This window comes from Microbacterium sp. SORGH_AS_1204 (assembly GCF_030818935.1).
Classification (GTDB): Bacteria; Actinomycetota; Actinomycetes; order Actinomycetales; family Microbacteriaceae; genus Microbacterium.
The window spans coordinates 1,197,524-1,224,175 of the sequence record NZ_JAUTBD010000001.1; the positions used below are offsets into that span (position 1 = coordinate 1,197,524).

20 protein-coding genes are annotated in these 26,652 nt (G+C 67.9%); 14 read left to right on the forward strand and 6 right to left on the reverse strand.

Annotation, left to right across the window (positions count from 1 at the left end; all coding sequences use genetic code 11):
* Window positions 1–11 precede the first annotated feature (11 nt).
* The 3 genes from QE410_RS05505 to QE410_RS05515 are packed head-to-tail and all read right to left on the reverse strand — an operon-like array spanning window position 12 to window position 3,213.
* Window positions 12–1,061 carry a zinc-binding dehydrogenase gene (locus tag QE410_RS05505; RefSeq protein WP_307328975.1) on the reverse strand — a complete coding sequence of 350 codons (1,050 nt, stop codon included), beginning with the start codon at window positions 1,059–1,061 and terminating at the stop codon, window positions 12–14.
* Window positions 1,058–1,444, reverse strand: coding sequence for a nuclear transport factor 2 family protein (locus QE410_RS05510; RefSeq protein ID WP_307328978.1), 387 nt, complete (start codon window positions 1,442–1,444; stop codon window positions 1,058–1,060). The genes QE410_RS05505 and QE410_RS05510 overlap by 4 nt, the downstream gene beginning before the upstream one ends.
* Complete coding sequence (locus QE410_RS05515; RefSeq protein WP_307328981.1) at window positions 1,441–3,213, reverse strand: amidohydrolase; 1,773 nt, start codon at window positions 3,211–3,213, stop codon at window positions 1,441–1,443. Before QE410_RS05515 ends, QE410_RS05510 begins: the two co-directional genes overlap by 4 nt.
* Before the next feature lie 162 nt (window positions 3,214–3,375).
* On the opposite strand from QE410_RS05515, the gene QE410_RS05520 reads away from it, so the two are divergent.
* The 11 genes from QE410_RS05520 (at window position 3,376) to QE410_RS05570 (ending at window position 17,476) form a co-directional block, all read left to right on the forward strand.
* The gene (locus tag QE410_RS05520; protein WP_307328984.1) at window positions 3,376–3,978 is read left to right on the forward strand and encodes a TetR/AcrR family transcriptional regulator; all 603 of its coding nucleotides are present in this window, start codon (window positions 3,376–3,378) and stop codon (window positions 3,976–3,978) included.
* A 243-nt stretch (window positions 3,979–4,221) separates the two neighbouring features.
* On the forward strand, window positions 4,222–5,724 hold the full coding sequence (locus QE410_RS05525; RefSeq protein ID WP_307328987.1) for an ABC transporter substrate-binding protein: 1,503 nt from the start codon (window positions 4,222–4,224) through the stop codon (window positions 5,722–5,724).
* Window positions 5,725–5,779: 55 nt separating this feature from the next.
* On the forward strand, window positions 5,780–6,724 hold the full coding sequence (locus tag QE410_RS05530; RefSeq protein ID WP_307328990.1) for an ABC transporter permease: 945 nt from the start codon (window positions 5,780–5,782) through the stop codon (window positions 6,722–6,724).
* A gap of 11 nt (window positions 6,725–6,735) precedes the next feature.
* The gene (locus QE410_RS05535; RefSeq protein ID WP_307328994.1) at window positions 6,736–8,490 is read left to right on the forward strand and encodes a dipeptide/oligopeptide/nickel ABC transporter permease/ATP-binding protein; all 1,755 of its coding nucleotides are present in this window, start codon (window positions 6,736–6,738) and stop codon (window positions 8,488–8,490) included.
* On the forward strand, window positions 8,487–9,344 hold the full coding sequence (locus QE410_RS05540; protein WP_307328997.1) for an ABC transporter ATP-binding protein: 858 nt from the start codon (window positions 8,487–8,489) through the stop codon (window positions 9,342–9,344). Before QE410_RS05535 ends, QE410_RS05540 begins: the two co-directional genes overlap by 4 nt.
* Window positions 9,341–9,913, forward strand: a complete 573-nt coding sequence (locus QE410_RS05545) for a histidine phosphatase family protein (protein WP_307329000.1) — start codon at window positions 9,341–9,343, stop codon at window positions 9,911–9,913. The genes QE410_RS05540 and QE410_RS05545 overlap by 4 nt, the downstream gene beginning before the upstream one ends.
* Window positions 9,910–12,396 carry a glycoside hydrolase family 3 protein gene (locus QE410_RS05550; RefSeq protein WP_307329003.1) on the forward strand — a complete coding sequence of 829 codons (2,487 nt, stop codon included), beginning with the start codon at window positions 9,910–9,912 and terminating at the stop codon, window positions 12,394–12,396. The genes QE410_RS05545 and QE410_RS05550 overlap by 4 nt, the downstream gene beginning before the upstream one ends.
* Entirely contained in the window at window positions 12,393–14,402 is a 2,010-nt protein-coding gene (locus QE410_RS05555; RefSeq protein WP_307329006.1) for a primary-amine oxidase, read from the forward strand. Before QE410_RS05550 ends, QE410_RS05555 begins: the two co-directional genes overlap by 4 nt.
* Complete coding sequence (locus QE410_RS05560) at window positions 14,399–15,214, forward strand: MoaF C-terminal domain-containing protein (RefSeq protein WP_307329009.1); 816 nt, start codon at window positions 14,399–14,401, stop codon at window positions 15,212–15,214. Before QE410_RS05555 ends, QE410_RS05560 begins: the two co-directional genes overlap by 4 nt.
* Before the next feature lie 109 nt (window positions 15,215–15,323).
* Entirely contained in the window at window positions 15,324–16,895 is a 1,572-nt protein-coding gene (locus tag QE410_RS05565) for an amidohydrolase (RefSeq protein ID WP_307329012.1), read from the forward strand.
* Window positions 16,892–17,476 carry a hypothetical protein gene (locus tag QE410_RS05570; protein WP_307329014.1) on the forward strand — a complete coding sequence of 195 codons (585 nt, stop codon included), beginning with the start codon at window positions 16,892–16,894 and terminating at the stop codon, window positions 17,474–17,476. Before QE410_RS05565 ends, QE410_RS05570 begins: the two co-directional genes overlap by 4 nt.
* A gap of 53 nt (window positions 17,477–17,529) precedes the next feature.
* Here QE410_RS05570 and QE410_RS05575 read toward each other — a convergent pair whose 3' ends face one another.
* On the reverse strand, window positions 17,530–18,519 hold the full coding sequence (locus QE410_RS05575; protein ID WP_307329016.1) for an alpha/beta hydrolase: 990 nt from the start codon (window positions 18,517–18,519) through the stop codon (window positions 17,530–17,532).
* Window positions 18,520–18,641: 122 nt separating this feature from the next.
* Between QE410_RS05575 and QE410_RS05580 the strand changes: the two genes are divergently transcribed.
* Window positions 18,642–19,619, forward strand: a complete 978-nt coding sequence (locus QE410_RS05580) for a methyltransferase dimerization domain-containing protein (protein WP_307329020.1) — start codon at window positions 18,642–18,644, stop codon at window positions 19,617–19,619.
* A gap of 25 nt (window positions 19,620–19,644) precedes the next feature.
* On the opposite strand, the gene QE410_RS05585 is transcribed toward QE410_RS05580, so the two are convergent.
* Window positions 19,645–20,967: an amidohydrolase family protein gene (locus QE410_RS05585; protein ID WP_307329023.1), complete on the reverse strand. Its 1,323-nt coding sequence runs from the start codon at window positions 20,965–20,967 to the stop codon at window positions 19,645–19,647.
* A gap of 204 nt (window positions 20,968–21,171) precedes the next feature.
* Here QE410_RS05585 and QE410_RS05590 point away from each other — a divergent pair, with 204 nt between their 5' ends.
* On the forward strand, window positions 21,172–22,539 hold the full coding sequence (locus QE410_RS05590) for an MFS transporter (protein ID WP_307329025.1): 1,368 nt from the start codon (window positions 21,172–21,174) through the stop codon (window positions 22,537–22,539).
* Window positions 22,540–23,234: 695 nt separating this feature from the next.
* Here QE410_RS05590 and QE410_RS17105 read toward each other — a convergent pair.
* Window positions 23,235–23,396 (reverse strand): helix-turn-helix domain-containing protein, encoded by a 162-nt coding sequence (locus QE410_RS17105; RefSeq protein WP_373459365.1) that lies wholly within the window; start codon window positions 23,394–23,396, stop codon window positions 23,235–23,237.
* Window positions 23,397–24,135: 739 nt separating this feature from the next.
* On the opposite strand from QE410_RS17105, the gene opgC reads away from it, so the two are divergent.
* Window positions 24,136–26,634: an OpgC domain-containing protein gene (gene opgC / locus QE410_RS05595; RefSeq protein ID WP_307329028.1), complete on the forward strand. Its 2,499-nt coding sequence runs from the start codon at window positions 24,136–24,138 to the stop codon at window positions 26,632–26,634.
* Window positions 26,635–26,652 lie beyond the last annotated feature (18 nt).

The window sequence follows — 26,652 nt, forward strand, 5'->3', positions numbered from 1 at the left end:
CGGCGGACGGATCAGGCGTCCTCGAGCCACTCCCGGCCGGCCAGCATCACCTTGATCGCGCGGCGCTCGTGCATCAGCCGATATCCCTCCGGTGCTTCGTCGAGCCGCATGCGATGCGTGAACACCGCGCCGGGGTGTGCGTTGATGGATGCCAACGCGTCACGCGCGTGGTGAATGGTCGCACGCGGCGAAGACATGCCGCCGGCGACCGTGATGTTGCGGGCGAACAGGGACGCCAGATCAATGGTCGTCCCATGCGGCAGTCCGACGGTACCAACCCGACCCCCCGATCGGACGCATCCGAGGGCGGTGTCCAGGGCTTCTTGCGTCCCCACGCACTCGATGACGCCGTCGGCGCCACCCGGGAGCAGGGTGCGCACCGCGTCGACGGCACCCGGCCCGCGCTCGCCGATCACCTCGGTCGCACCGAAGCTGGCACCCAATCGCGCGCGTTCCCCGTGGCGGGACAGCAGGATAATGCTCGCCGCCCCCGCCACGTGGGCGGCGAGCACGGCGGACAGGCCAACGGCACCGTCGCCGACCACGACGACGGCGTCACCCCGCCCGACGGCGGCCGAGCGCACGCCGTGCAGCCCCGTGCTGTACACATCGCACAGGGCCAGCGCGTCGGCCAGCTCGTCGATCGTCGTCGGGGCGGGAACGGCCACGAGCGTGGCGTCGGCGAACGGGACCAAAACCTGCTCGCCTTGCCCTCCGTCGATTCCCGGTGATCCGAACGGGGCTCCGTTCTCGCACGCACTGTAGACCTCGTGCGCGCAGTTCTCGCAGGTGCCGTCGGAGAACGTGAACGGGGCGATCACGAAATCGCCCGGGCGCACCGACGCGACGTCGGGCCCGACGCTGTGGACCCTGCCGACGAACTCGTGGCCGAGCCGGGCCCCTGGAGCCAGGGCGGGCTGCCCACGGTAGAACCAGAGGTCTGTGCCACAGATACCGGCGGCCTGTACCGAGATCACCGCCGCGCCTGGACCGGGAGGGGGGCAATCGTCGACCTTGCCGACCCGCACGTCGAAAGGACCGTTCCACACGACGGCCTTCATTTGGCGATTCCCGCTCCTCGAACGACGCCATGCCAGGACTTGGAGATGATTCCCCATCCGCCCGAGGTGCGAAGCAGCGTGAGTTCATCGGTGTAGTCGGTCTCGGCGTCCACGTCGTGGACGCGCGCGAGGGCGGTCACGGGGCTGCCGGTGGTGATGAACTCGATGCGGTCTCGACGGGTGACGCCACGGGCCTGCAGCGACGGACCGACGGTGACGGCGGCGACGAACTCGTCCCGAGAGAGCGCGATCACCGTGCCGTCGCCGGCGACCGAGGTGAGACGGCATTCGGGGAGCATCGCCCCGGTGAGTGCCGTGGCATCGCCGAGGAAGAACCCGTCGAGGTACGCCTGCACCGCTGATTCGGCTGTCGCGTGCCTCATGATCGCGTCCCAACAGAAGCCGCGGACGGGACGGAGACGGGAGGGGTGGCCGCGTCGAAGACGATGCGGCCACCGATCACGGTGACGTGTGTCTGCGTCGTGAGCAGCCCCTCGACGTCCTCATCGTCGGGCCATGGCCCGTCGAGCACGACAAGATCGGCGAGCATGCCCGGGCGCAGCGCGCCCCGCAGATGCTCTGCGTTCTCTTGTCGGGCAGGCATCACCGTCAGCATGGCCAGCGCATCGATTCCGCTGACGCCTTCGGTGTCGTCCGGGCGTGGTGACCGGTACAGCTGCGAACGCCGGACGGCATGCACCAGGTTCGGTCTCCAGTCCGGATGCACGATGGGGGAGTCGGTCATCGTCGAAACGGTCACACCGGCGTGAAGCAACGAGCGAAGCGGCTCATGGTGGTTCTGAGGTGCGGCGGGCTCGGGGCGCTCATCCCGGCCAAGGCGCGTGATAACGGGGTTCGCCGCCAGACCGATGCCTGCGGCCGCCATTCGCGGCCGCAGGCCGGGGTCTACGACCGAGGCGTGGATCAGGTAGTGGCGTCGTGGGTCGCCTCCCCGCGTGCGTTCGATCCGCGCGAGGATCTCCACCACGGCGTCCGCGCTGGCGTCACCGATCGCGTGGACGCCTGCGCGCAGTCCCGCGTCGTCGATGGCCTCCAGGATGCCGCTGAGTTCCTCGAGTCGTTCCTGCTCGGTGTCGCCGACGACGACGAGGGCTCCGCGATCGTTCTCGTCTCCGTAGGGTTCGTGGAACCAGCAGGTGTGGTTCATCGGCACGCCGTCGGAGAACACCTTCACGCCCGAGATACGGAGCCTCGTGGGATCGAGACCATCGAAGACATGGCGCAGCGGGCCTGCGATCCCCTGGGCGACGGCGGCGCGGTTCGCTCCGCCCGTCCCGGTGAACAGCAGGAGCACGCCGATGCGAAGGGTGAGTTCGCCATCCCGGGCCATCTTCGCGAGCGTCTCGAGCGCCTCGCGGTCACCCGTGCCATCCAGGAGTGCCGGCGCACCGGGACCGAGACCCGGCTCGGTGAGCGCTGTGATGCCGAGGCTGTGCAGCTCGCGTTGGGTCGAGCGGTAGGCGTTGAGGCGAACGAATCGGTCGATGGGAGGCATCGCGGCAGTCACCAACGCCATGGCACCGTCACCGACGAGTCCCGTCGGCTCGCCGCGCTCATCGCACTGGATCATTCCGCCCGTCGGTACGGGGGTGTCGCGCTCGATCCCGGCCCGTTGCAGTGCTGCTGTGCCGGCGACGAGCGTGTGACCCGACCAGTCGAAGAGCACCGTCGGCACATCGAGGATGCCATTGGCCAGGAGTGCTCGGTCGACGTCGTCCTTCGTCCCGCAGCGACCCAACGCGATCTCACTCCATCCGTGAGCACGTATCCAGCCGTCCGGCCCCACCGCGTCGCGGGTGAGCACGGTCGAGAGCTGCGACCATTCCGTCACGGCGGTGGGGCTCACGTCGATGTACGCGCCGCGGGCCATGCTCAGCGCGTTGAAGTGCAGATGCGCATCGGCGATGCCGGGGATGACACAGCGCCCGTCGAGTGCGACGACGCGCGTGGACGGCCCGATGAGTGCACGAGAATCCTCGTCGCCGACGGCGATGATGCGATCACCGCGGATGGCGAGAGCGGTCGGAGCGGTGTCCCGGACGCGCGAGGTGTCGGCGCCCGGCTCCCACCCGTCGAGCGTGAGGATCGGCCCTCCCAGGAAGACCAGGTCGGCGGCGGGAGGTTCGGTCATAAAGGGTGTCCTTTCGCTGTGCCTTCACTCTCATCCGCGCACATTGCCGTCCGGGCGTTCGCGGGTTTCGATAAGGTTAATTATCTCCAGCTGTAGATACAAAGTCGCGAACTGCGTTGTTGACGAGGCGCGTCTTATAGTTGCGATGAGGAAGGTGAGCGGATGCCGAAGGTCGTCGACCATAATCAGCGTCGCCGTGACATCATCGATGCCGCCTGGCGTTTGATCGTGCGAGGTGGCTTCGAGACGGCAACGATGCGCGAGATCGCCGCCGAGACGGGTTTTGCCAACGGGGCACTCAAGCTCTACTTCTCGACGAAAGAACAGCTCGTGCATGAGCTGTTCGAGACCACGCTCGCTCAGTTCAGCGCTCGTATCGCCGCCGAGACCCAAGGGTTGCGCGGTCTCGACGCGCTGCGACGGTCGGCCCTGATCACGCTTCCCATCAGCGTCGAGGCGACCACGGCGTCGCATATCTTCATGGCGCTCTGGCACCTGTCAACTACCGACGTCACCCTCCGCGAGCGTTACCGCGTACACCTCGTCGATTGGTACGAGGGGCTGAGCGGGTACGTCCGTGACGCCAAGGCGGACGGCGAGGTCGCGGCCGGAGTGTCCGAGTCCGCTGTCGCAAAGCAGCTCATCCACTACGTGATCGGCGCGAACGTGCTCGTGGCGATCGGTGGGAACTTCGCCGGGGGGCGTGACCATCGCGCATACCTCTCGGATCTCCTCGAGAGTCTGCGCGTCACGGCGCGCGTCTGAGCGCACCGCTTCTCGTCGAACGCCGCGCGGATCCGCGCGGCGTTTCGTTCGTCGAGCGCACTTCGGCGACCCCGCTCGCGAAACGAACTTGTAACCGAGGCGACACGCGTTTTTCTACAACAGGAGAAATAATCGATCCGACCCCGAGTCATCCGGGTGCGACCCGGTGCACCAGACCCGCTGCATTCCTTTCGCCGATGGCCCCCACCTGGCCGTCCGGCCCTTCACAGAGACGGATCATCTATGAAGCACCTCCCGCTGAAAGTCGGCGCGGGCCTCCTCGCGCTCGCGCTGCCCCTCTCGCTCGCCGCGTGCGCCGGCCCGACCGGTGAGTCATCCTCGTCGGCGCTCACGATCGCCGTCCCCTTCGACGTGACCAACTGGAACCCCGCGCTGACGGTCAACCCCGCGATGGAGGCGCTGTACGACAACCTCATCGACGTCGGACTCGATGGCAGCTACCAACCGAACGTCGCCACGTCCTGGGAGTGGGACGCCGCGGCCACCACCCTCACGATCACGCTGCGGGACGACGTGGTGTTCACGGACGGCACGCCTGTGACCGCGGACAGCGTCGTGACCGCACTGCAGTTCCAGAAGGATTCCGGTGCCAACGGGTACGACATCATCACCGGGATGACGGTGGTCGACGCGCACACCGTCGCGCTCACGGTCGCCTCTCCCAACCCGGGGCTCGTCGCCGCTCTCGCCGAATCGAGCGAGATCGTCGAGCCCGCGGCCGATCCCTCCGCGCAACTCTCGTCGCCGCTGGTGGGCACAGGCCCGTACACCTACGATGCGACGTCGTCGGTGACCGGCTCGTCCCTCGTCTTCCAGCGCAACGCGGATTACTGGAACAAGGCTGCCTGGGACTACGACCGCATCACGCTGAGCATCATCGGCGACGCCAATGCACGATTCAATGCCGTGCAGTCCGGCCAGGCCGACGCCTTGCAGTTCGGTACCCCCGCGATGGTCAAGAACGCCGAGGGGGCGGGCCTGACGGTGGAGAAGGCATCGATCGACTGGTTGGGGTACAACATCAGCGATTGGGAGGGCAAGGTCAACGCGCCCCTCGGGAACAAGCTCCTCCGGCAGGCGATCTTCTACGCGCTGGATCGCGACGCGCTCCTACAGACGGTCGATCTCGGCATGGGCACTCTCACCAACCAGGTGTTCCCGACGACGAGCGACGCGTACGTCGCCGCTCTCGATGACGTCTACAGCTACGACCCGGCGAAGGCCAAAGAGTTGGTGGTGAAGGCGGGTTACCCGGACGGCGTCACCGTCCCGATCCCCGCCTCCGAGGCCGACCGGCCCTACCAGCCGCTCATCGAGCAGAACCTCAAGGACGTCGGCATTACTGTGCAGTGGCAGAGCGTTCCGCTCAGCGACTACTTCAACGCGGTCGACAAGTACGGCGTCTTCAGCATGCGTCTGTCGTCCTCGCCGTCCGCCTACTTCGACGCGGTGCGCAACTTCGGCACGAGCTCCGTGCTGAACCAGAACGACGAAGTGGATCAGACCGCGCAGGACTTCCTCGAAAAGGCGCGGCTGACATCGGACGAGGCAGAGCGCAACGGCATCCTGCAGCAGTTGAACGCCTACATGGTGGACCAGGCCACGATCATCCCGTGGTACCGGGTCGACGCGATCGCCGTGACGAACTCGAAGGTCACGCTCGACTTCGAGACGGCCCAGGGCTCGGCCATGGGTCTCCTGCGCAACTACCACCCCGCGAAATGACCCCGCGAGGGGACGGGGCATCTACCCGTCCCCTCCGCCTTCCCGAGGACACGCGATGATCCCCTTCCTTCTCCGGCGCGCCGTCGCTGCGGTCGTACTCGTTGCGATCGTCTGCACGGCGGCTTTCTTCCTCCTCTTCGCAGTCTCATCCGACCCGACTTCGGCTCTTCTCGGGAACAATCCGACCGACGCACAGCGCGCCGCGCTTCGTGCACAACTGGGTCTGGACCAGCCCGTCTACGTTCAGTACCTCAGATGGATCGGCGGCGCGCTGCACGGCGACCTCGGGATGACGTGGAGTGGTGGACAGCCGGTGCTGCAGGTCCTGGCCACGCGACTCCCCGTCACCCTGTCGATCGTGATCGGCGCGCTCATCCTGTCGGCCGCGGTCGGTATCGTCGCCGGCCTGTACGCCGGCGTTCATCAGGGAACCGCGGTCGATCGCACCATCCTCGGGCTCTCTGTGGCCGGCTTCGCCCTCCCGAGCTTCTGGATCTGCCTGCTCCTGGTCTACTTCTTCGCGATCACCCTCCATTGGTTGCCTGCCACCGGATACGTGCCGATCGAACGGTCTATCGACGGATGGCTGAGCTCCATCATCCTTCCCGTCGTTGCCCTGTCCCTCGGGTGCGTGGCGGCGTTGGCCCAGACCCTGCGCACGAGCACGATCGAGGTCTACCGCCAGGACTTCGTGCGAACACTACGCTGCCGGGGGCTGTCGGAGCGGCGGATCCTCTTCACGCATGTTCTCCGCAATGCCGCACCCGCGGGGCTCACGGTGCTCAGCCTGCAGTTCGTGGGACTGATCGGAGGCGCGGTCGTCGTGGAGTCGATCTTCGCGCTCCCCGGCATCGGCTCGTTTGCCAGCCGCAGCACGATGGTCGGTGATCTTCCCGCCGTGCTCGGGGTGGTCGTGGTCTCGGTCATCGTCGTCGTTGTGGTCAACCTGCTCCTCGACCTCGCGGTCGCCTGGATCAATCCGAAAGCGAGACTCTTGTGAGCGCTGACCCCATGCCGACGGCCCCCGGGGCCGTCCGCCGGTTCTTCCGCAATCCGTTCGCCCTCATTCCCCTGGCCATCGTGGCCGTGCTCGGCCTCCTGTCGGTCCTGGCACCCCTCGTCGCCCCCGTCGATCCCAACGCGGTGTTCACGGCCAGCGTGGGTGGGGGCCCGACCTCGGGGCATCCGCTCGGGTTCGACGCCTCCGGACGCGACGTATGGTCCCGCCTCGTCTATGGCGGGCGCACGAGCCTGAGCTCCGCACTGATCGTGGTGGTGATCGCCGTCGCGTTCGGGACCCCTGTCGGCTTGGTTGCGGGCTACTTCCGCGGCACGTTCGAGCGGATCGCCAGCGCCGTCAGCGACATCCTGCAGTCGGTGCCGGCGATGATCCTGCTCCTGGTCATCGCCGCTGCCACATCCAACAACTACGTCGCCGTCATGACGGTCCTCGGGGTGATGTTCGCCCCCGGGTTCTATCGGCTCACACGTTCCTCGGTGATCGCGGTGCGAGGCGAACTCTTCATCGATGCGGCTCGGGTGTCCGGCCTCACCGACGGACGCATCATCGCGAGACACGTACTCGGCGTTGTGCGCGGACCTCTTCTGGTCAACGCTGCCCTGTCGAGCGGACTGGCGATCAGCATCCAGGGTGGTCTGGAGTTCCTCGGACTCGGCCTGCCGGGCGTGCCGAGCTGGGGGGGAATGCTCAACGACGCGTTCAAGAACATCTTCAGCTATCCCCAGCTGATGATCGCACCCGGCATCGTCATGGGAGTCGCGATCGCCTCGCTCGCGCTGATCGGATCGGGAGTGTCCGACGCGCTCTCCGTCTCGGCGGTGCAGGCCCGCCGCACGAGCAGACGCGGCCACGCCGAGGCATCCGTCGGCGGGCGGCCTGAGAGCGCCGTGTCGGTGAGAGGCCTGCGTGTGTCCTACGGCGGCAGGGAGGTGGTGCACGGCACCGACCTGGATGTGCGAGTCGATCGCGTCATGGGCATCGTGGGGGAGTCCGGGTCCGGGAAGACGCAGACCGCCTTCGCGATTCTCGGAGTCCTCCCTCCCGAGGCGGAGGTCAGCGCCGGTGCCCTTCTGGTCGACGGCGTCGATGTGCAGGCATTGTCGCCGTCCCGGCGGAGCGCCCTGCTCGGAACGACTGTCGGGTACATCCCGCAGGAGCCGAGCGCCAATCTCGACCCCACCTTCACGATCGGTCATCAGCTGACGCTTCCGCTGCGGAAGAAGCGGGGGATGAGCCGCGCCACTGCCTCCGCTGAGGCGGCACGGTTGCTCGCTCGAGTGGGCATCGTCGACCCCGCTCGCACGATGCGCGCCTACCCGCACCAGATCTCCGGAGGAATGGCGCAGCGTGTTCTCATCGCCGGTGCCGTGTCGCTGCGGCCGCACCTGCTCATCGCGGACGAGCCCACGACGGCACTCGATGTCACGGTGCAGGCGGAGGTTCTCGACCTCCTGCGCGACCTGCGCGAGGAGTACGGCATGGCGCTGGTGGTCGTCACGCACAACCTCGGGGTCGTCGCCGACATCTGCGACGAGGTCACCGTGATGCGCGCGGGGGAGATCGTCGAGCGCGGTGACGTGCGGGAGGTCCTCACCGCGCCGCGCTCGGATTACACCCGGGCACTCCTGGCGGCGTCCCTCGAGGGAATGCCCGACCGCCGGTCGCGGGACCGCGACGCTGCGAGAGCTGGCGTCCCGTCCCAGCCGGCTCTCTCCGAAGACGACACCGAGGCGGTGCGGCCATGAACCGGACATCCATCGACCCGGGGCCGCTCCTCGCCGTCAACGGTCTCGACGTCATCTACCCGGGCGTGCGCGGTGGGGCACCGTTTCCGGCGCTGCACGACGTGTCGCTGAGCGTGGCACCCGGTGAGTGCGTCGGTCTCGTGGGCGAATCCGGCAGCGGGAAGACGACGCTCGGCAAGGCCGTGCTGGGACTCGCGCCCGTCAGCGCGGGAACGGTGATGTACGGCGACGAGGAGATCTCGCACGCCTCACGGCTGACCCGTCGGCGTCTGGCCAGCGAGCTGCAGGTGGTGTTTCAAGACCCCTACCGCTCGATGAACCCCTCGATGACGGTCGGCGACGTTCTCGCCGAGCCCCTGATCATCACCGGCCGCGGTCGTCGGGCCGCGCGGCAGCGCGTCGTCGAGCTCTTGGACCGGGTAGGCCTTCCCGCTGACGCCGAGCGCCGGTATCCCGGCGAGTTCTCCGGCGGACAACGGCAGCGCATCGCGATCGCGCGCGCACTGTGCCGTTCTCCGCGCCTGGTCGTGTGCGATGAACCCGTCAGCGCTCTGGACCTCACGACGCAACAGTCGGTTCTCGACCTCTTCATCGAGCTGCAGCGCGACCTCGGCATCGCCTACCTCTTCGTGACGCACGACCTCGCGGTCGTGCGCTACGTCGCGCACCGGGTCGCGGTGATGCGCGGGGGTCGCATCGTCGAAGAAGGCGAAACGAGCCTCGTCACGACCACGCCCCAGCACGCCTACACGCGTTCGCTCATGCTCGCGTCGCCGGTCGCCGACCCCGACGCGCAAGCGGAGCGACGTTCTCAACGACACGCGTTCGCTCGATCCGCGGAGGCGAGAGCATGAGCGTGCGGGTCCACCTCGTGCGTCACGGGCGCACGGTGTACAACGACGAAGAGCGCTTGCAGGGCTGGTCGGACTCCGCCCTCACGGAGGTCGGACGTGCCGCGGCCCACCGCGAGGCATCTCGGTGGGCGTCGACGGACGTCGTGGCCCTTTACAGCTCCCCGTCCCCGCGCGCCGCGGCGACCGCGCGTCTTCTCTTTCCCGCCGCCGAGCCGATCTTCGACCCTGACCTGCGCGAGTATCACTTCGGGGAGTGGGAGGCACGGCGCGCCGAGGACATCGTGCGCGACCCCGACGTCCTCGCCCTCGGCTGGTCGTTCGAATCGCTGGTGGACGGAACGGCGCCAGCGCTTCCCGGCGGAGAGTCCGCGCAGTCCTTCGACAGCCGCGTCCTCGCCGCCCTCACGCGTATCCGCAGCGCTCACGAATTCGGAGACGTCGTGGTGGTGACACACGGGATCACGATCGCTTCGCTCATGCGCCAGCACGGGCGTCCCGCCCGTCCCGTCGAGAACCTCGCAGCCGTGACTCTCGAGTTCTCCCCGGTGCGCAGGGGGTCGACTCGATGAACACGACAGCTGCCGAGATGCGCCCCCTCGCGACCGCGTCTCTCGACGATCTCGTCGCGGAGCTCACACTCGCCGAGAAGTGCGCCCTGGTCTCGGGGGCGACCTTCTGGGGCACCACGGCGATCCCGCGCATCGGACTGGCTTCCATGACGCTCTCGGATGGGCCCGCGGGAGTACGCGGGCGCGTGTGGAGCGAGAAGTCGCCGTCGTACGCGCTCCCGTCCGCCACGGCGATCGCGGCGGCGTTCGACGACTCCGTGGCGGAGCGTCTCGGTCGACTGATCGGCGACGAGGCGAGGAGGAAGGGGATCGATGTCGTCCTCGGTCCGACCGTCAACCTGCATCGTTCACCCCTGGGCGGACGCAACTTCGAAGCCTTCTCGGAAGACCCCGTGCTGACGGGGCGGACCGGGGCGGCGATGGTGCGTGGCATCCAATCCCGAGGGGTCGCTGCGTGCGCCAAGCACTTCCTCCTCAACGATGCCGAGACGGACCGCTTCGACGTCGACTGCCGAGCGAGCGAGGACACGGTGCGGCGCGTGTACGCGGCGGCCTTCGAGCCGCTCGTTCGCGAGGCCGCGGTGCAGACGGTCATGACCAGTTACAACTCCGTCGACGGGGTCCGTGCGACGGAGTCGACCCGGCTCGATGACCTGCTGCGAGGCGAGTGGGGGTTCGAGGGGGTGGCGCTGTCGGACTGGGGCGCGGTCCGATCTGTGGCCGCAGCCTTCGCCGCCGGGACCGACCTGGCCATGCCGGGGCCCGACACCCCCTGGAGTGCGGGGCTTGAGGCGGCAGTCCTCGCCGGTGAGATCGACGTGGACCTCGTCGATCGACGCGTCCGCCGCCTGCTCGGCCTCGCGGCGCGCGTGGGCGCGCTCGTGACGGACGAGCGGGGAGCCTCCGTGCATAGATCAGCCGCCGCCGAGCGCGATGACCGGGATGCCGTGCGAGAACTGCTGACCGACGCGGCGGCCCGAGCAGCCGTGCTGCTGCGCAACGATGTCGGCGCGACGCCGGGCTCACCGATCCTTCCGTTCCACGGCGGGATCCGACGCATCGCCGTCTTCGGCGCGCACGCGGTGCGTATGCGCACCGGCGGCGGCGGGAGTGCGAGCGTCGTCCCCGAGCACACGACGGACTTCCTCGCCGGCATCGAGGATGCCTTCCCCGCCGCAGAGGTGCGCTGGAGTGTCGGAGCGGACCCCTTCGCGTACTTTCCCGACGGGATCGCCCATATCGAGGACGCGCGCGTCGATGTCGAGTTCGTGGATGCCGATGGGGTGGTCATCGGTTCCGAGGAGCGCGCGAGTCTGGACCTGGTCTATGGCCTGGGCTATCCGGACGGGCTCGACGCCGCCAGGGTCGCCGAGATCCACGTGAACGCGGTGCTCATGCCCGGGCGTTGGAATCTGGAGTGCGCCGCGGTGGGAGACGTGCGACTGACGCTCGACGGCGTCGCGACCATCGACGAGCAGCTGCACGCCGCACCGGGTGATGAGATCGGCAGCCTCAGCGCCCCGCCGAAGACCCGCGCGACGGTGTCGATCTCCGACGCTGCCGTCCTGCACGTGCGCTACACACCGCAACGCGACATGATCGCCGCCCTGCGTGTGGGCATTGTGCCGGAGGGTACGGGCGTGGATGCCGAGGAGGTCGCCGCACTGGTCGACTGGGCAGATGCCGCCGTGGTCGTGGTCGGGACGACCGAGCTCGACGAGTCCGAGGGCTTCGACCGGGCGAGCCTGCATCTTCCAGGCGACCAGGATGCGCTCGTTGAGACGGTGGCTAGGAGCGACGTCCCCACCGTGGTCGTCATCAACGCGGGAGCCCCCGTGGCGACCCCCTGGCGAGAGAACGTCGAGGCGATCCTCCTGATGCACTTCCCCGGGCAGGAGGGCGGCGCCGCCCTGGGACGTATTCTCTCCGGAAGAGCCGAGCCCACCGGTCGTCTGACGACGACCTGGCCCTCCGGCGACCATGTCGCGGTTCCCCCCGTGGATCCGGTCGACGGCCTGCTCGTGTACGAAGAGGGCGAGGCATTCGGCTACCGCGCGCGCCGCCATCCGGGGGATGTGGCGTACGCGTTCGGCGAGGGCCAGGGTTTCGCCTCTTGGCGCCTCGACGACGTGCAACGCGTTTCCCGAACCCGTGTGCGCGCCACACTCACCGTCGATGCCGCGGGCACCGCACGCCCCGAGAGCGGAGTGTTCGTGCAACACGTGCAGCTGTATGCCCTCCGGGATGGTGCGCATTGCACCGTCGACGACACGCGCGTCCGGTTCCTCGCGAGCTCCCGCATCGAGCTGGTCGCGGGCGAAACGGCGCTCGTGGACATGGACGTCGACCCGGCGGTATGGAATCGCATCCTCGCCCCCGACGAAGAGATCGAGCTCGCACTCGGCTTCTCCTCGCACGACCTGACGCGCGCGGCACCCCACCCGCGAGCGGACCATCTCGCCACCACCCAGGAGGACTCATGAACACGCACACAGGTCTCATCAGGCCCACAGCGAGCGGACTCACCGAGCAGGACGTGCTCGACACGCGATCTATCCTGACGGCAGCGGGGCTCGTCGACGAGAACACACGTTTCGCCTACGTCATGCCCGACGACGCCGAGACACGTGTCGTTACCGGTCTGCTCGTGGACCTCCCCACGGCACGGACCACGTTCGTCGTGGTCGATCTGACGCTCGGATCAGTGCGGTCCACGCGCGAGCTCGACACTCGGGCCGAGGGGCACGCACCCGTCTTCGACGAGGACTTCGCCACCGCGGATCGCGCGGTCAAATCGGATCCGGAGTGGCTGGCGGCGATGGCGCGGCGCGGTATCACCGACCTCACACTCGTGCGTATCGTCGCCCTCTCCGCCGGGTCGTTCGGGTACGACGACGAGGTGGGCATCCGCGTCGCTCGAGCCCTCGCCTTCCGTGCGGACTATCCGGCGGACTCGCAGTGGGCCCACCCGATCGACGGCGTCATCGCGCACGTCGATGTCACCAACGGGCGCGTCCTGCGTGTGATCGAGACCGACATCGAGCACGTGCCCGCAGAGTCGGGTGACTACCTCGCTCCGGCTGTCCGTGGCCCCGAACGTGCCGACCTGACCCCGTTGCACATCGTGCAGCCCGCCGGTGTCGGGTTCGACATCGTCGACGGTGTGCTGACGTGGCAGAACTGGCGCTTCACGGTGGGCTTCAACGGGCGTGAGGGCCTGACCCTGCACGACATCGCCTTCCGTGACGGTGGCGAATGGCGCGATATCGTCCGCCGCGCCTCGATCTCGGAGATGGTCGTTCCGTATGCCGACCCCACCCCCACGCACGACTGGCAGAACTACTTCGACGCGGGCGAGTATCAATTCGGTCGTCTGGCCAACTCCCTCGAACTCGGATGCGATTGTCTCGGGGAGATCCGCTATCTGGACGCGGTCGTCGTCGGTGACGACGGGTACCCGCGGACCATCCGCAACGCGATCTGCATCCATGAGGAAGATTTCGGCGTGCTCTGGAAGCACAACGACGGTTTCGCCGGCACGAACGAGACGCGCCGTCAGCGTCGCCTGATCGTGTCGTTCTTCGTCACGGTCGGGAACTACGACTACGGGTTCTACTGGGCGTTCAGTCTCGACGGGGCGATCGAGCTCGAAGCCAAGGCGACGGGCATCGTGTTCACCGCGGGGTACCCCGAGGGACGCGACGACTACCCGTACTCGAGTCAGCTGGCGCCCGGACTCGCCGCGCCGTATCACCAGCACCTGTTCTCGGCGCGTCTGGACATGGCGATCGACGGCGACGCGCACATCGTGGAGGAGATCGATGCCGTCCGGGTGCCGATGGGCCCGGGCAACGAGCGCGGTAACGCCTTCACCAAGTCGACCTCACGTTTGACCAGCGAGCGGCAGGCCCGCCGCGACGCGGCGACGGACCGCGGTCGCGTGTGGTTCGTCGGTAGCGCTGATCGCCGCAACCGCATGGGTGCCCCCACGGGGTACGTCCTCGTTCCCGAGGGTCTTCCGCTTCTGCTGGCTGACGATGACTCGTCCATCGCGGCGCGCGCCGGCTTCGCACGGCATCATCTCTGGGTCAGCCGCTACGAGCCCGGCGAGCTCTGGGCGGCCGGATACACCCCCAACCAGCATCCGGGTGGCGCGGGGCTTCCCCAGTACACCGCCGGCGACCGTTCCATCGACGGCGAGCACGTCGTCCTGTGGCACACCTTCGGGTTGACGCACTTCCCGCGGCTGGAGGACTGGCCGATCATGCCCGTCGACTACGCCGGGTTCGCCCTGAAGCCGCACGGATTCTTCGACCGGAACCCGACGCTGGACGTGCCCGATCTCGCCCGCGTCGGCTCGACCGGCGAGTCCTGCGCCTCGTCGGAGACGCGGTCCCCTGATCTCGCCGGTGTCCCTTCATGCTGCGCGGCGCCGGAGGGCGCACCGCTCGACTACGCCACGCACATCACGAACGGAGACGCGCGATGACCGAAGTCAGTTTCGACCGCAGGGATTGGGTTGCTCTGGAAGAGATGGCGGACGGCTTCGACGAATACCTTCCCGAGAGTTCGAATGCTCTCGCCGGTCGCACCCTGCACGTGTCCCTGCAGACCGATCACGTCGCGGGCACGGGCCTCGAGCTGCACTTCGGCACCGCCGACATCACCGTCACCGGGCCCGCGGCCGAGGCGCTCGCCGCGACCGCCGCGCGACCCGTCCCGTACACCGCGGTCGAGCTGACCACCGGACTCTTCTTCGTGCACGTGCGACTTCGCGAGCGCGCGGTGATGAGCTTCTCCTGGGACGAGGTCGCAGGTTCCCTCGTCGGTGCCGTGGGCGACCTCGGTGAGGGGGACGGCTATCACGTGGCTCAGGCGTGGTTCACGGGTGTCGATGCCTCCCGGCCCGACGCTGCCCTGCCCCGGCCGACCACTGAGCTCGTCGGTCGGCGGATGCGGTACCGCTACAGCTCCGACGACGTGTACGACCACGTCTACGTCACGCCGGACCGCTACACCTGGGTGTGCATGTCGGGTGCGGAAGCAGGCCAGTGCGACACGGAACCCACCCGTGCCTACCACGTTCGCGAGGGCGTGGTGCTCTTCTCCTGGCTCGAACGAGTGCTCGGTGTCGAAGGAATGGTCCTGATCGACTTCGCGCAGGAACGGACCGTCGGCATCCAGTTCGCCGTCGATCAGTTCAGCGGGGCCGTCATCGACCTGTTGATGGGTGCGTACGCGGCCGAGGTCAGCACCTCGCCGGGCCTGGATGCCATCGACCCACGCCCGGGCGCCGTCTGAGGGGTCGGAGATGAAGTCGAGCGCAGCGCACGGCGTCGCGGACGTCGTCGTGCGCGGTCCGATCCACACGATGGCGGACGGCGACGATGTGCCGCACACGGCCGCAGCGGTGCGCGGCGGCGAGTTCGTCGCGATGGATGCCGAAGCGGAGTCCCTCATCGGCCCGGAAACGCATGTGTTGATCACGCCGCCCGGGGCCTGCGTGATGCCGGGACTGGGGGATATCCACACGCATCTCGAACTCGCCGGCGGGTCCCTGTTCGATCGTGTGCAGCTAGACCCGGCGGCGGGCGTGGACGAGATGATCGAACGGATCAGCGAGGCGGCCCAGAGGACACCCGAAGGCGAATGGATCGTGGGCGGCCTCTGGGGAGTCGGGCTTCTCGAGGAGCTGGACTCCCTGGAAACCCGTGCGCGGATCGACGCCGCGACAGCGGAACATCCGCTCCTCTTGCGTGACGAGACGGCACACCACCGACTCGTCAACTCGGCCACCTTGCGTCTGATGGGCTTGGGCGGCGACGCGTCCTCGTGGGCACCAGACGTCTCCATCGACTCGCTGTCCGGTCGAGCGACCGGTGTGCTCGTCGAGTCCGGCAGTCGCCGTGCCGAGGAGTGTCTCGAACGCGAGCGTCCCCGCACGGACACCGAACTACGGGACGTAATGCGCGCTGCCACGACGGTGCTCTCGTCGGTCGGGGTGACCATGACCCAAGAGGCCGCGACGGGCGAGCGTGCCCTGGCCGCCTTGGCCGCTCTCGATCGGACGGACGATCTGGGGTGCTGGATCACAACGAGTGCGTCGGTGAACGATCTGATCTTCGGCTTCACGCCGGTCGGCGAGCGGTTGCTGGATCGTGTGGCCGAGTACGCGACACCGCGGGTGCGGCCGACGTACGCCAAGATCTTCCTCGACGGGACGCCTCCGACCTTCACTGCGAGCTTCCATGACCCGTACCCGGCGTCGTTTGCCCCCGAGCACGGTCGCGGCCCCGACTTTCGGGGGACCACCACGATGCCCCTGGCGCGCCTGGTGGAGTGGTTGTGCCAGCTGCACGCACGGGGCCTCGGCGCCAAGGTGCATTGCACCGGCGACGCCTCCGTCACGATGGTGCTGGACGCGGTGGATGCCGCGCGCGAGCGCGGCGTCGTCCTTCCGGTGCAGCTCGCGCACGCGCAGTTCATCGCGTCAACGGACTATGCCCGACTCGCCGAAGCGGACATCCCCGTCGATATCTGTCCGCAGCTCTGGTACCCCTCGACCTTCCAACGAGCCGCGGTGGCGATGGTCCCGGTGAGCGTGCGCGCGACCATGTGTGCGTTCCGGGAGCAACTCGATGCCGGCGTGCGCCTGGTGGGGGGATCGGACTGGCCGGTCTCTCCGTCTCCCAATCCGTGGCCGGCGATTCACGGTCTCGTCACCCGTGCCCATCCGGAAGGGACGTTCCCGGGGGTGTTTCTCCCCGAACAGGCCGTCGGCGTGCGCGAGGCGGTGGCGATGTTCACTCGGGAGTGCGCACGGGCGATGGGGATCGCCGCGCACACGGGCACGATCGAGGTCGGCAAGTCGGCGGACTTCGTCGTCATCGATCGCGACCCGTTCGCCATCGCTGCGACACGACTCGGCGGCACGCGCACGCTGCAGACGTGGATGGGAGGACGTCCGCGGTTCGCCGCGTGACGGGAACGACCGGCATGGACGTCATCGCGCTGGGGTTCGCCGTTCTCGGCGCAGTGGGCGCCATCATCGGTGCGCTGATGCCGGGCAGGGCCGACCCCTCCCGCGTCGAGCGCGGGCGAGTGGTCGTCATCGCGATCGGGATGGTGGCCGCGATGGCGGTGATGACCCGGCCACTCGGCCCTCTTGAAGCGCTCGTGCTCGCCTGCGCGGGGTTCGTGTGGGCGGTCGTCGCTGCTGCGGGTGACGCTGGTGCATCCCTGCGGGTGCATCGGGGAATGGGGTTCGTCGCCATGAGCGTCCTGCTCATCGCGTGCGGCCTGCCCCGAGCGGGTGATCGGCAGGACACCGCCCCCTCCCCGCACGTGCACGCATTCGCCGCGGGTGCACCCGACGTGGTGACCATGCTGTTCGTCCTCGCCACTGTCGCCGCTGCGGTGAGCACTGTGGCCGGCGCAGGGGCCGTCGGGGGTCATGCGCGCGCGATGTCGACGGCGGGCCGAGCGTCTCTGCTCGTGAGCGTGGAGTGCGGGGCGATGACTCTGGCGCAGCTCGCGTGCGTCGCGCACACCGTCCTGGCGTGAGGACGCCGGACGGTCGAGCGCGTCGGGACACGGCCGCCCCGACCGCGGAGGGTCTACGGCGTCGTCAGGATCCGCCGCAGCCACGACGATCGCGCGTCGAGAGCGGCCCGGGTGATCTCCGCGTCTGGGCAGAACATGTCGAATCCGTGGCATCCGCCCGACCAGACGTGCAGCTCGGCGCTGCCGCCCACGCGCCAGATACGCGTGGCGTAGTCGACGTCCTCGTCGCGGAACATCTCCGCCGAGCCGACCTCGATGAAGGCCGGGGGAAGACCGCTCAGATCCGTCGCTCGGGAGGGGGAGGCGGCCGGAGGGGCGTCGGGGGAGGTCGCGTCTGCGCCGAGAACGCATTCCCACGCCATCAGGTTCGACGATCGTTGCCACGTGCCGATTCCGTCGAACTGTCGGCTGGATGCCGATGAGTTGGTGTTGTCGAGCATCGGGCACAGCAGCAGTTGTCCCCGCGGACGCGGGCCGGACCGTTCACGCGCCAGCAGTGAGACCGCCGCGGCGAAGCCGCCCCCGGCGCTTCCTCCCATCACGATGATGCGGTCGGGGTCGATCGCCAGCTCGGTGGCATTGTTCGCGAGCCAGACGAACCCCTCATAGCAGTCCTCCACACCGGCGGGGTACGGGTGCTCCGGGGCGAGACGGTACTCGACGGTGACACCGACGATCTGGTGTTCCTCGACGAGGTCGACCACCCGTGCGGTCTCCCATGAGCGATGCCCGACGACCATTCCGCCACCGTGGATGTTATAGAGCACCGCGAGCCGCTCGCCCTCGTGTCCTCGCGGACGAAACACCGACAGCTCGATGTGCTCCCCGGACTCCGGACTCGTGAATCGGTACTCGCTGACATCGATGGCACGTTCGGCGATGACGGTGGGGGCATCGGGGAACATGGTCGCCACGCCGTCGCGGGGCAGCGACTCGCGCCGCAACGGAGCCGAGAGCGCGGGTTCGGCGGCCAGCACACGCGCGACGGCGGGGTCGAACGCCGGCGCGGGGCCGACGGATGCTGTCGGAGGAGGGAGGGTCATCGGGGCCGGCCTTTCCATGGTCATCCGCGCGACGGGATCGCGCTATATTCTACGCACATAGATTAAAAAGACTGCGATGGGCATCGCCGCACGGTCCATCTCCTCGAGCAAAAGGGAAGTCAATGACCGTTCACGTGACAGCCGACCGCATCCTCCGCATCGCGACGGGGTACATGGACTCGCAACTGCTGTTCCAGGCCAGCCGGGTGGGGCTCTTCGACGCGGTCGCGGCAGGCGCGACCACGGTCGACCAGATCTCGGATGCCACCGGGATCTCCCCGACGATCGCCCGCATCCTGGCAGACGCGATGGCCGCTCAGGGGATGCTGCAGCGCCAGACCGATCGGTATGCCCTCGAGGCCGACGCTGCGGCCTACTTGACGGGCGGGCCCGAGTCCTTGCATCCCTTCCTGCATTTCCTCGACCAGATCAGCTACCCGCACTGGATGCAGTTCGCGCGAACGGTCGATTCGGGGGAGCCGGGTGACTTGGGTATGAATCCGGAGCGGTGGGACGTGTTCCTCGACGGTGTCATGACCTACAACCGCCTCCACGCGAGGGAGTACGCGCGCTTGATCGACCTCGCCGACGCGAGGACGGTGCTCGACTTCGGCGGTCTCTCGGCCGCCTTCGCGGTCGAAACCATGCTTCGACATCCTCTGCAGCACACGACATTCCTCTACGAGGAAGCGTTTCTCGGCGGTGTGGCCGAGGCGATCGACGCGGCGGGTCTGTCGGATCGAGTCGACATCGTTGCCGGCGAGACGGCCACGGCCGAGCCGATCGGTGCCTACGATGCGGTCTTCGCGAACCACGTGATCCATCGTTTCGACGCCGAAGCGAATGCCGCGATCTTCGCGCGCCTTCGTAGGGCGGCGAGGGCGGGGGCGGTGCTGACCGTGCTCGACTTCTTCTCGGATGTCGACGACGTCCCGCGTCGCCTCGACGCGCGCCACGCGGCCGAGTACCTCGTCATCGATGGCACCGTCGTCTACCCGGAAGTACAGGTGCGGCGGTGGCTGGCCGATGCGGGATGGCGTGTCGAGCGGCGCGTCGCCCTTCCGGGTAGTCCTCGCGTTCTCGTCGCTGTGGCGGTCTGACCGGGGCAGGCGTCCGCGTGCGCCCTCAGTCCGCAGCGTAGACGGTGCGTCCGCCGCATATCGTGCGGCGGACGGTGATCTCGGGGAAGGGTGTTCCCGGCTCCAGCGGATCGGCGGAAAGGACGACGGCGTCAGCGGCCATGCCGACGTCCAGCGTGCCCTTCCAGCTCGCTGCGCCGTCCTGCACGGCGGGAGCGGCGGTGACGGCGCGCATCAGCAGCCGTCGGAGGTCGACATCGTCGCGGCCCACGAGGGTGAGAGCGGCATCGAGAGCCCTCCTCCAGTCCGGCTCGACGACCGGTGCATCGCTGGAGATCGTCGCGAACGGGAGTGTGCGCAGTATCCGCTCGATCGGCCAGGCGGCAGCCGCCCGCTTCTGCCCGATGACCTCCGACGCCCAGGCGCGCGTCCGGAGGGCGATCAGGGGCTGTATCGTCGCGCCCAGGCCTGCCGCGCTCATGGCGGCGAGTTCGTCCTCGCCCGCCATGTCGGCGTGGACGATGTAGGACGGTGGCGCGCTGCGGGCAGCCCCGTTGAGCTGCGCTGCCGCGGCGGTGAGGGCGATCGTGCGGTCTCCCGTGGCGTGGACGGCGAGCTGACGTCCGCTGTCGTGCACGAGAGCGATCATCTCTGCCAGCGTGTCCTCTCGCGCGCGCTCGTGTTCGTCGTCGTACGTCAGAAGGCTGCCGTGAGTCCCGTCGTCGTAGGCGTGCGAGACGCACGCGGTGCGGAGCGGGGGGATGCCGTCCGCAAAGACCTTCACGCCCGATATGTTCAGCCACGATCGGTCGGTGTGGGGGAGGGCTCGTGCGAGTCCCGCGCGGAGGGCGCGCAGCGTCCCCTCTCCGTCCAGCCGCCCGAACAGTTGAAGAAGGGTGACGCGGACCGTTCGGACTCCTCGGTTGTGGAGGTTCAGGTAGGCCTCGAGCATCTGGGTGTCGAATGCCCCGGTCCCGTCGTCCTCTCCGGGACCGATGCCCGGCTCGGTGTAGCTGGTGATGCCGAGGGCGGCGAGGATCGTCCAGGTCCTCTCGAGAGCGGCTGCGCGTTCGGCTGGCGATTGGAGCGTCGGCTCCGCGGACAGGGGGGAAGGCGTCGTGTCCGACGCGGGAAGGATCGTATGCGGCCAGCGGGCGCCGAGCCACCCCGCGTGCAGGTGGGCATCGTTGACACCGGGTACGACGACCGCGCCGTCGAGGTCGACGACGGTCGCGCCCCCCTCGCGCGCCAAGGGTTCTGCGGCGGGCCCGAGGGCGACGACGCGCCCGCCCGCGAACGCGATCGCCGAGCGGGATGCGGAGCCGTCCAGCGTGTGCACGACGCCGCCGCGCAGGACTGTCATCGTCATGATGGTCTCCCTCTTTATTTCTCCCACTGTAGGCATAAAAGCGGGTCGACGATGGTCGGTACCGAATCCTCGAATGTGTCGAAATCGACACAAGCCGGAAACCTACCATCCGATCGGTAGTGCTTGACTGCTTCCATCGTCGGTCGCATCTTCGAGTGGTGGAGCCGACGAAGGTCCGTCCGATCGTCATCTTCAGGAGCCCTCATGTCCACTGCTGCCGCGTCTCACGACGCACCCGGTGTCGCGACTCCCGCTCGTCCCGGGACGCCGCTTTTCGTCGCGCTCGTCGTGGCCTATTTCGGCGCCTACATCGGCGTGCTGGGTCCCGGCATCCTGGCGCTCTACACGCGCCTGGCGGAACTCTTCCCGGCTGAGGGTGTCGGGGTCACGTCGGTGGACGCGCTCGCGATCGTCTCCGGTACGGGCGCCATCGCCGCGGCTCTGGCGAACCCCTTCATCGGCCGGCTCAGTGACAGAACGACGTCGCGATCGGGGATGCGTCGTCCGTGGATCCTCGCGAGTGCGGCCATCTTCGCCGCGGGTCTCCTCGTGGTCGCCTTCGGGCCGGCGAACCTCGCGGTCATCACGATCGGGTGGGCCATCAGCCAGGTCGGATGCAACGGGCTCCTCGCCGTCTACACCGCGATCCTCCCGGACCAGGTGCCCGAGCGCCGGCGTGGGGCCGTGGCATCCTGGCTCGGGGTGGCGATGAACGTGTCCGCCCTCCCCGCCATCTGGCTCGTGGGCCTGTTCGCGGCAGGGTCGGTGACCTTCGACGAGGCCGGTGTCGCGACGGGTGGAGCGGCGGGAAGCCCGTGGCGTTTCCTCGCACCTCTGGCGGTCGCGATCGTGACGGCTCTCGTCCTGTACATCGCCCTCGCGCCCTTTGACCGTCGGCTGGGTCGCGACTCGGTGCCGGGCTATTCGGCGCGGGAGTTCTTCGGATCCTTCGTCTTCAACCCCCTGCGCAATCCCGACTTTACCTGGGCGTGGATCAGTCGCTTCTTCTTCATGCTCGGGATCGCCTACCTGCTTGTGTACCAAGCGCCGTACTCGCAGCTTCATCTCGGATTCGAGGGTGCCGAGCTGGACGCCGTCGTGCTGTGGGGGACGATCGCGACCGTCGTCGGTGCGTTCCTCACGGGCTATGTGTCGGGTCGGCTGTCCGACGTGCTGAAGCGTCGAAAGGTCTTCGTCATCGTCTCGGCGTCTTTGTACGCCGTCAGCCTCCTCTTCCTCGTCTTCGCCGCGCCCGACCCCTCCGGGCTCCCGGTCGCCCTCATCGGTCTCTTCCTCGGCGGTCTTGCTCAGGGTGTCTACTTCGGCGTCGATCTTGCGCTCGCCACGGATGTGCTGCCGGACTCGGAAGCCGATGCGGCGAAGGATCTCGGCGTCTTCAACATCGCCTCCGCCGTACCGCAGTTCATCGCACCCTTCGTCGCCCCGGTGTTCCTCGGACTGCAGGTGTTCGGACGGGAGGGCGGTTCCAACTTCGCAGCACTCTTCCTGTTCGCCGCCATCTGTTCGGCCGCCGGGGCGGTGCTCGTCGGGTTCATTCGCTCGGTGCGCTGAGTTCGGTCGTTCGTAGAGCCAGCTGCACTCTGCACTCGGCTACGAGGGGTAGCAGAGCTCGCGTGGGCGTGTCTAGCGCTCTCGTGGGGGGAGACTCTCCGAGATGCGGGCGGTTGGAGTACGTCGGTCTTTGAGGAGACGCCGCTGAGCGGCCGGGCTCACTCTGCATCTGATCTGAAGCTCGAAGTGGCGAAGTGTGATGAGAAGACGAAGCGCGCTGAGCATGTTGGAGGCTCCTGACCTTGCAAACGAGGCTGGGGTTATGCCGAAGGAACACTCTGCGGGGAAGCCGCCAACGCGTCGCGATTCGACTCGGATTCGGGGGTGAGTCCGTACGAACTTGGGAGAAGCAGGCAGGCGTGAGGAACGAAATAGTGAAGACGTGACCGATCCGGTCCTCACGCCCGTGCATTTTGGGCGGGCGCACTCTCAGTAGACAACTAAGGCTGCTGTTTCGGCTTTGTCCTGGGCGCGCCGTACGAGTGACTGGACTTGATCCTGCTTGGAACCGACGGGAAGTCACTTCTTGCGGCGCTTGACAGAGATAAGTCTCCATGCGTGGGGTTCAGTAGATGATTGAACCCGAGCGGTCATTCAGAGTGTCCAAGTGATTTCTCCGGAACCGGCGAGCGCGCGCCTCTACGATGCTGTGGGACGCATGATCATGCGGACATCAGGGCCGCACACCTCCTCGACTACCTTGGTGTTCTGCCGGGTCGTGGCCGGATCGGAACCCCGACACTGCGAAGGCCCTTGATCACAGTCTGCGGGTCGAACCCCAACCGGCGTCCGATCGTGGCAGCCGAGTGCCCGTCGCTGTAAAGCGCAGCAGCAGTCGTGATTTCGGTATCGCTCATCCGGCGAACGGTCTGGATTCCGCGCGAGGCGAGGTGGGCACCGACGGTCTGCCGTGTGACACCGAAGTGTCGTGCAACCTCGGCTATGTTGCGCACTTCCTGGTAGTGAGCGACCAGGTCATCTACCTGGGCAGCGCGGAGCTGGCGAGCAGTACCACTCCGCTGCGCAACGGATCTTGCTCTGCGGGACTGCGCTGCTTGCGCCGCCAGCTCTGCCGGACCGCGGACGTCGCAATGTTTGGAGTAGGCATGCAGCAGGTCCACCACACGGGTTTTCCCGTCATCCAATCACTGCACAACGGCGCCCCTCGAGGCGCCGTTGTTCGTTTCGGTGAGGCCCACCTCGCGCAGCGAAACGCTCTGCGCCGCTCCGAGCTCCGCTCTCTTTCGCGCACCGCGTGCGGTGCGGTGTCGATGTTCCGACGTCTCGTCCGGCTCGACATCGCGGGCTCGCTCGTGCTCTCGCCCCGGCCCGCACCCCGCTGATTGACGACACCTGAAGGGGGAGTGCCCGCCTTCCGGGCCTCCGCGCCAGGATGAAGCGCGGGGGCAGGGAACAATGGACACCATTTCGTCCTCGGATGGCACGATATGCGCACGAACAAGACGCTGAGCGACCAGTGTGAGACGTTGCCCGAAAAGACCGAGTGAATCGACGAGGCTCGCCGAGACTGCGCCGCTCATGTCCTCGTCGCGCACGAGAAACGAGGAGGCCACGCCATTTCGATAATGTCCTTTTGTGGGCAGAGAGAGACGCCGCATAAAAGCGCATGATCGGCGTACGAACGTTCACGGTGCCCCGTCCGTCCGCCTCGCCAAGACTGTCTCGAGTCTGCTCGTCGCGCTTTTCGTCGCGCTGACGGTCGGCGTCACTCCGGCTGCGGCGACGACGCGAAGCCCCTCCGACGACCTCGTTCCGGCGTCCGGGGCGTACTTCGGCTCCATCCTCGACTGGGGGAGCGACAGCGTGGCCGACCAAGCCGATCGACTCGGCTCTCCCAGCGCGCTTTACCAGCGAGAAGTGGCGTACCCGCTCACCGACGCAGAGCGCACCTATCTCGCCGGGTTCTTCCAGCAGACGGCCGCCGCTGGCGCCATCGCGTTGGTGGTGCTTCGGCCCACGATGCCGCTCGCCGATCTGGGGGAGGCCCAGGCGCAGGATTTCGTCGCCGCGCTGCAAGAGGTGTCACGTCCCGCCGGAGCGCCCGTCTACCTCAGTTTCGCGCCCGATATGAACACCACGTGGGCGCCGTGGGGACAGCGGCCTGCCGCCTACCGCGCCGCGTTCCAGAGGTTCGCCGACGTGGTCCACGATCGGCTTCCGCGCGCGGCCGTCGTCTGGTCGCCGTTCTGGGGCGGCGACTATCCCTTCCGCGGCGACGCGCCCGCCGCAGCAGACGGAGCGGACACCGACGGCGACGGGGTCCTGACCGGCGGCGACGATCCCTACGCTCCGTACTACCCCGGCGATGCATCGGTGGATGCCGTGGGACTGTCGCTCTACTTCGACGCGACCGGCGGACAGGGGGCGCGCAACGTCGTACCCGGGCCCGACGACTTCGTCTCGCGCCTCACCGGGACCGACGGTTCCGGCGCCCCCGACTTCTCCGGTGTCTACGCCTCAGCCGAGCGCCCCCTCCTCATCCAGACGGCCGCCTTCTACAGCTCCAGCGTCGGCGGACCGAGTGAAATCGAGGTGAAATCGGCATGGTGGCGTCAGATCATGGCGGCGGTCGGATCGGGGCAGGTCGACGATCTCGATGCGGTCGTGTGGCAGGAGACGGCCACCACGCGCGGCGTCGTCGGTGAGACGGTCATCGACTGGTCGGTGACGCTGACCTCCGACGACGTGCGCTCCGCCTTCGTGGACGATCTCCGCTCGTCGGACCTCGTGCTCGGTCCGGTCCGAGATCGAACGGGCTCGTCGGCGGCCTCGTCGCAGGCAAGCGGAGCGATGAGCTGGGCGGTCGCGGCGATCGTCGCGGCTCTGGCCGCGGCACTCGTCATCTTCGCCGTGCGCGGATCGCCCCGCGCGCGGCGATGGCGGTACGCCGGTGTCCCTTCGCGAGACGCCCGCATCGACCTCTTCCGCGGTCTCGCGATCGTGTTCGTCGTCGTGAATCACCTGGGCCTGATGAGCTTCTTCCAGATCGGAACGCAGGAATTCCTCGGCGTCGTCTCGGGCGCCGAGCTCTTCGTCCTCCTCTCCGGCCTGGTCCTCGGGCTGGTCTACCGCCCGAAGCTGGTCTCCGGCGGGATCGGCGAGGTCGTCATCCGCACGTTCGGCCGGTCGGCGAAGCTGTACCGCACGGCCCTCGCGGTGGTCGTCCTCATCTTCTTCCTCGCCCTGATCCCCTTCCTCCGCGGCCAGGCCGTGACGACCTTCACCGACCAGGGCACGGGGGCTGCGGGCCCCGGTGCGACGGGCCGGGTGTACGACCTCTACGCCGGAGCCGACCGCCTCCTGCAGTACCCCGTCGACCCGCAGGTCGTCGTCGATTTCCTGCTGCTGCGCATGGGGCCGTGGCAGTTCAACGTCATGGGTCTGTACGTCGTCCTGCTGCTGCTCTCACCGCTCGTGCTGTGGGCTCTGGGGCGTCGGTGGTGGCCGTGGGTGCTGGGCATCAGCGCGACGCTCTACGTCGTCGGCTACACCACGAGGCTCCGCCTGCTCCCCTCGCAGTTCGAGGATTCGTTCCCCCTGCTCGTCTGGCAGCTGCTCTTCGTGGTGGGCATGGTCGCGGGATTCCATCGCCGGGAACTGCTCGGCTGGTTCGCCACGCGAACGGGGCGGTTCGTTCTCATCGCTCTGGTCGTGGTCGCGGTGGCGCTCATGCTGTTCTCCTGGAACAACCCCTACAGCCCGGCTCCCGGAGATCCGCGGCTCAGCCTCGTGCCCGACAACACCTTCCGCGACGTGTACGCCACGCTTTTCGAGCGCACGTACCTCGCGCCCGGTCGCCTGGTGAACGTGCTGGTAGTGGTCGTCGTCATGTACGCGCTGCTCACGGCGTACTGGAAGCCGATATCCACGGTCGCGGGTCGATTCCTCGTCCCGTTGGGCGAGGCCACGCTCTACGTCTTCATCATGCACGTCTTCTTCGCGCTCGCGGTCGCCAGCATCCCGCTGCTGAACGAGGGCGACCTTCTGTACAACACGCTCGCGAACGTGCTGATCCTCGCCCTGCTCTGGGTCATGGTGCGGACGCGATTCCTCTTCGGGGTGGTGCCGCGATGAACGCGACGGAAGAGAACG

What these genes read in the sequence shown, in the direction of transcription:
- QE410_RS05505 (WP_307328975.1), bottom strand. Translation starts at nt 1,061, where the DNA reads ATGAAGGCCGTCGTGTGGAACGGTCCTTTCGACGTGCGGGTCGGCAAG.
- QE410_RS05510 (WP_307328978.1), bottom strand. Translation starts at nt 1,444, where the DNA reads ATGAGGCACGCGACAGCCGAATCAGCGGTGCAGGCGTACCTCGACGGG.
- QE410_RS05515 (WP_307328981.1), bottom strand. Translation starts at nt 3,213, where the DNA reads ATGACCGAACCTCCCGCCGCCGACCTGGTCTTCCTGGGAGGGCCGATC.
- QE410_RS05520 (WP_307328984.1), top strand. Translation starts at nt 3,376, where the DNA reads ATGCCGAAGGTCGTCGACCATAATCAGCGTCGCCGTGACATCATCGAT.
- QE410_RS05525 (WP_307328987.1), top strand. Translation starts at nt 4,222, where the DNA reads ATGAAGCACCTCCCGCTGAAAGTCGGCGCGGGCCTCCTCGCGCTCGCG.
- QE410_RS05530 (WP_307328990.1), top strand. Translation starts at nt 5,780, where the DNA reads ATGATCCCCTTCCTTCTCCGGCGCGCCGTCGCTGCGGTCGTACTCGTT.
- QE410_RS05535 (WP_307328994.1), top strand. Translation starts at nt 6,736, where the DNA reads ATGCCGACGGCCCCCGGGGCCGTCCGCCGGTTCTTCCGCAATCCGTTC.
- QE410_RS05540 (WP_307328997.1), top strand. Translation starts at nt 8,487, where the DNA reads ATGAACCGGACATCCATCGACCCGGGGCCGCTCCTCGCCGTCAACGGT.
- QE410_RS05545 (WP_307329000.1), top strand. Translation starts at nt 9,341, where the DNA reads ATGAGCGTGCGGGTCCACCTCGTGCGTCACGGGCGCACGGTGTACAAC.
- QE410_RS05550 (WP_307329003.1), top strand. Translation starts at nt 9,910, where the DNA reads ATGAACACGACAGCTGCCGAGATGCGCCCCCTCGCGACCGCGTCTCTC.
- QE410_RS05555 (WP_307329006.1), top strand. Translation starts at nt 12,393, where the DNA reads ATGAACACGCACACAGGTCTCATCAGGCCCACAGCGAGCGGACTCACC.
- QE410_RS05560 (WP_307329009.1), top strand. Translation starts at nt 14,399, where the DNA reads ATGACCGAAGTCAGTTTCGACCGCAGGGATTGGGTTGCTCTGGAAGAG.
- QE410_RS05575 (WP_307329016.1), bottom strand. Translation starts at nt 18,519, where the DNA reads ATGACCCTCCCTCCTCCGACAGCATCCGTCGGCCCCGCGCCGGCGTTC.
- QE410_RS05580 (WP_307329020.1), top strand. Translation starts at nt 18,642, where the DNA reads ATGACCGTTCACGTGACAGCCGACCGCATCCTCCGCATCGCGACGGGG.
- QE410_RS05585 (WP_307329023.1), bottom strand. Translation starts at nt 20,967, where the DNA reads ATGACGATGACAGTCCTGCGCGGCGGCGTCGTGCACACGCTGGACGGC.
- QE410_RS05590 (WP_307329025.1), top strand. Translation starts at nt 21,172, where the DNA reads ATGTCCACTGCTGCCGCGTCTCACGACGCACCCGGTGTCGCGACTCCC.
- QE410_RS17105 (WP_373459365.1), bottom strand. Translation starts at nt 23,396, where the DNA reads ATGAGCGATACCGAAATCACGACTGCTGCTGCGCTTTACAGCGACGGG.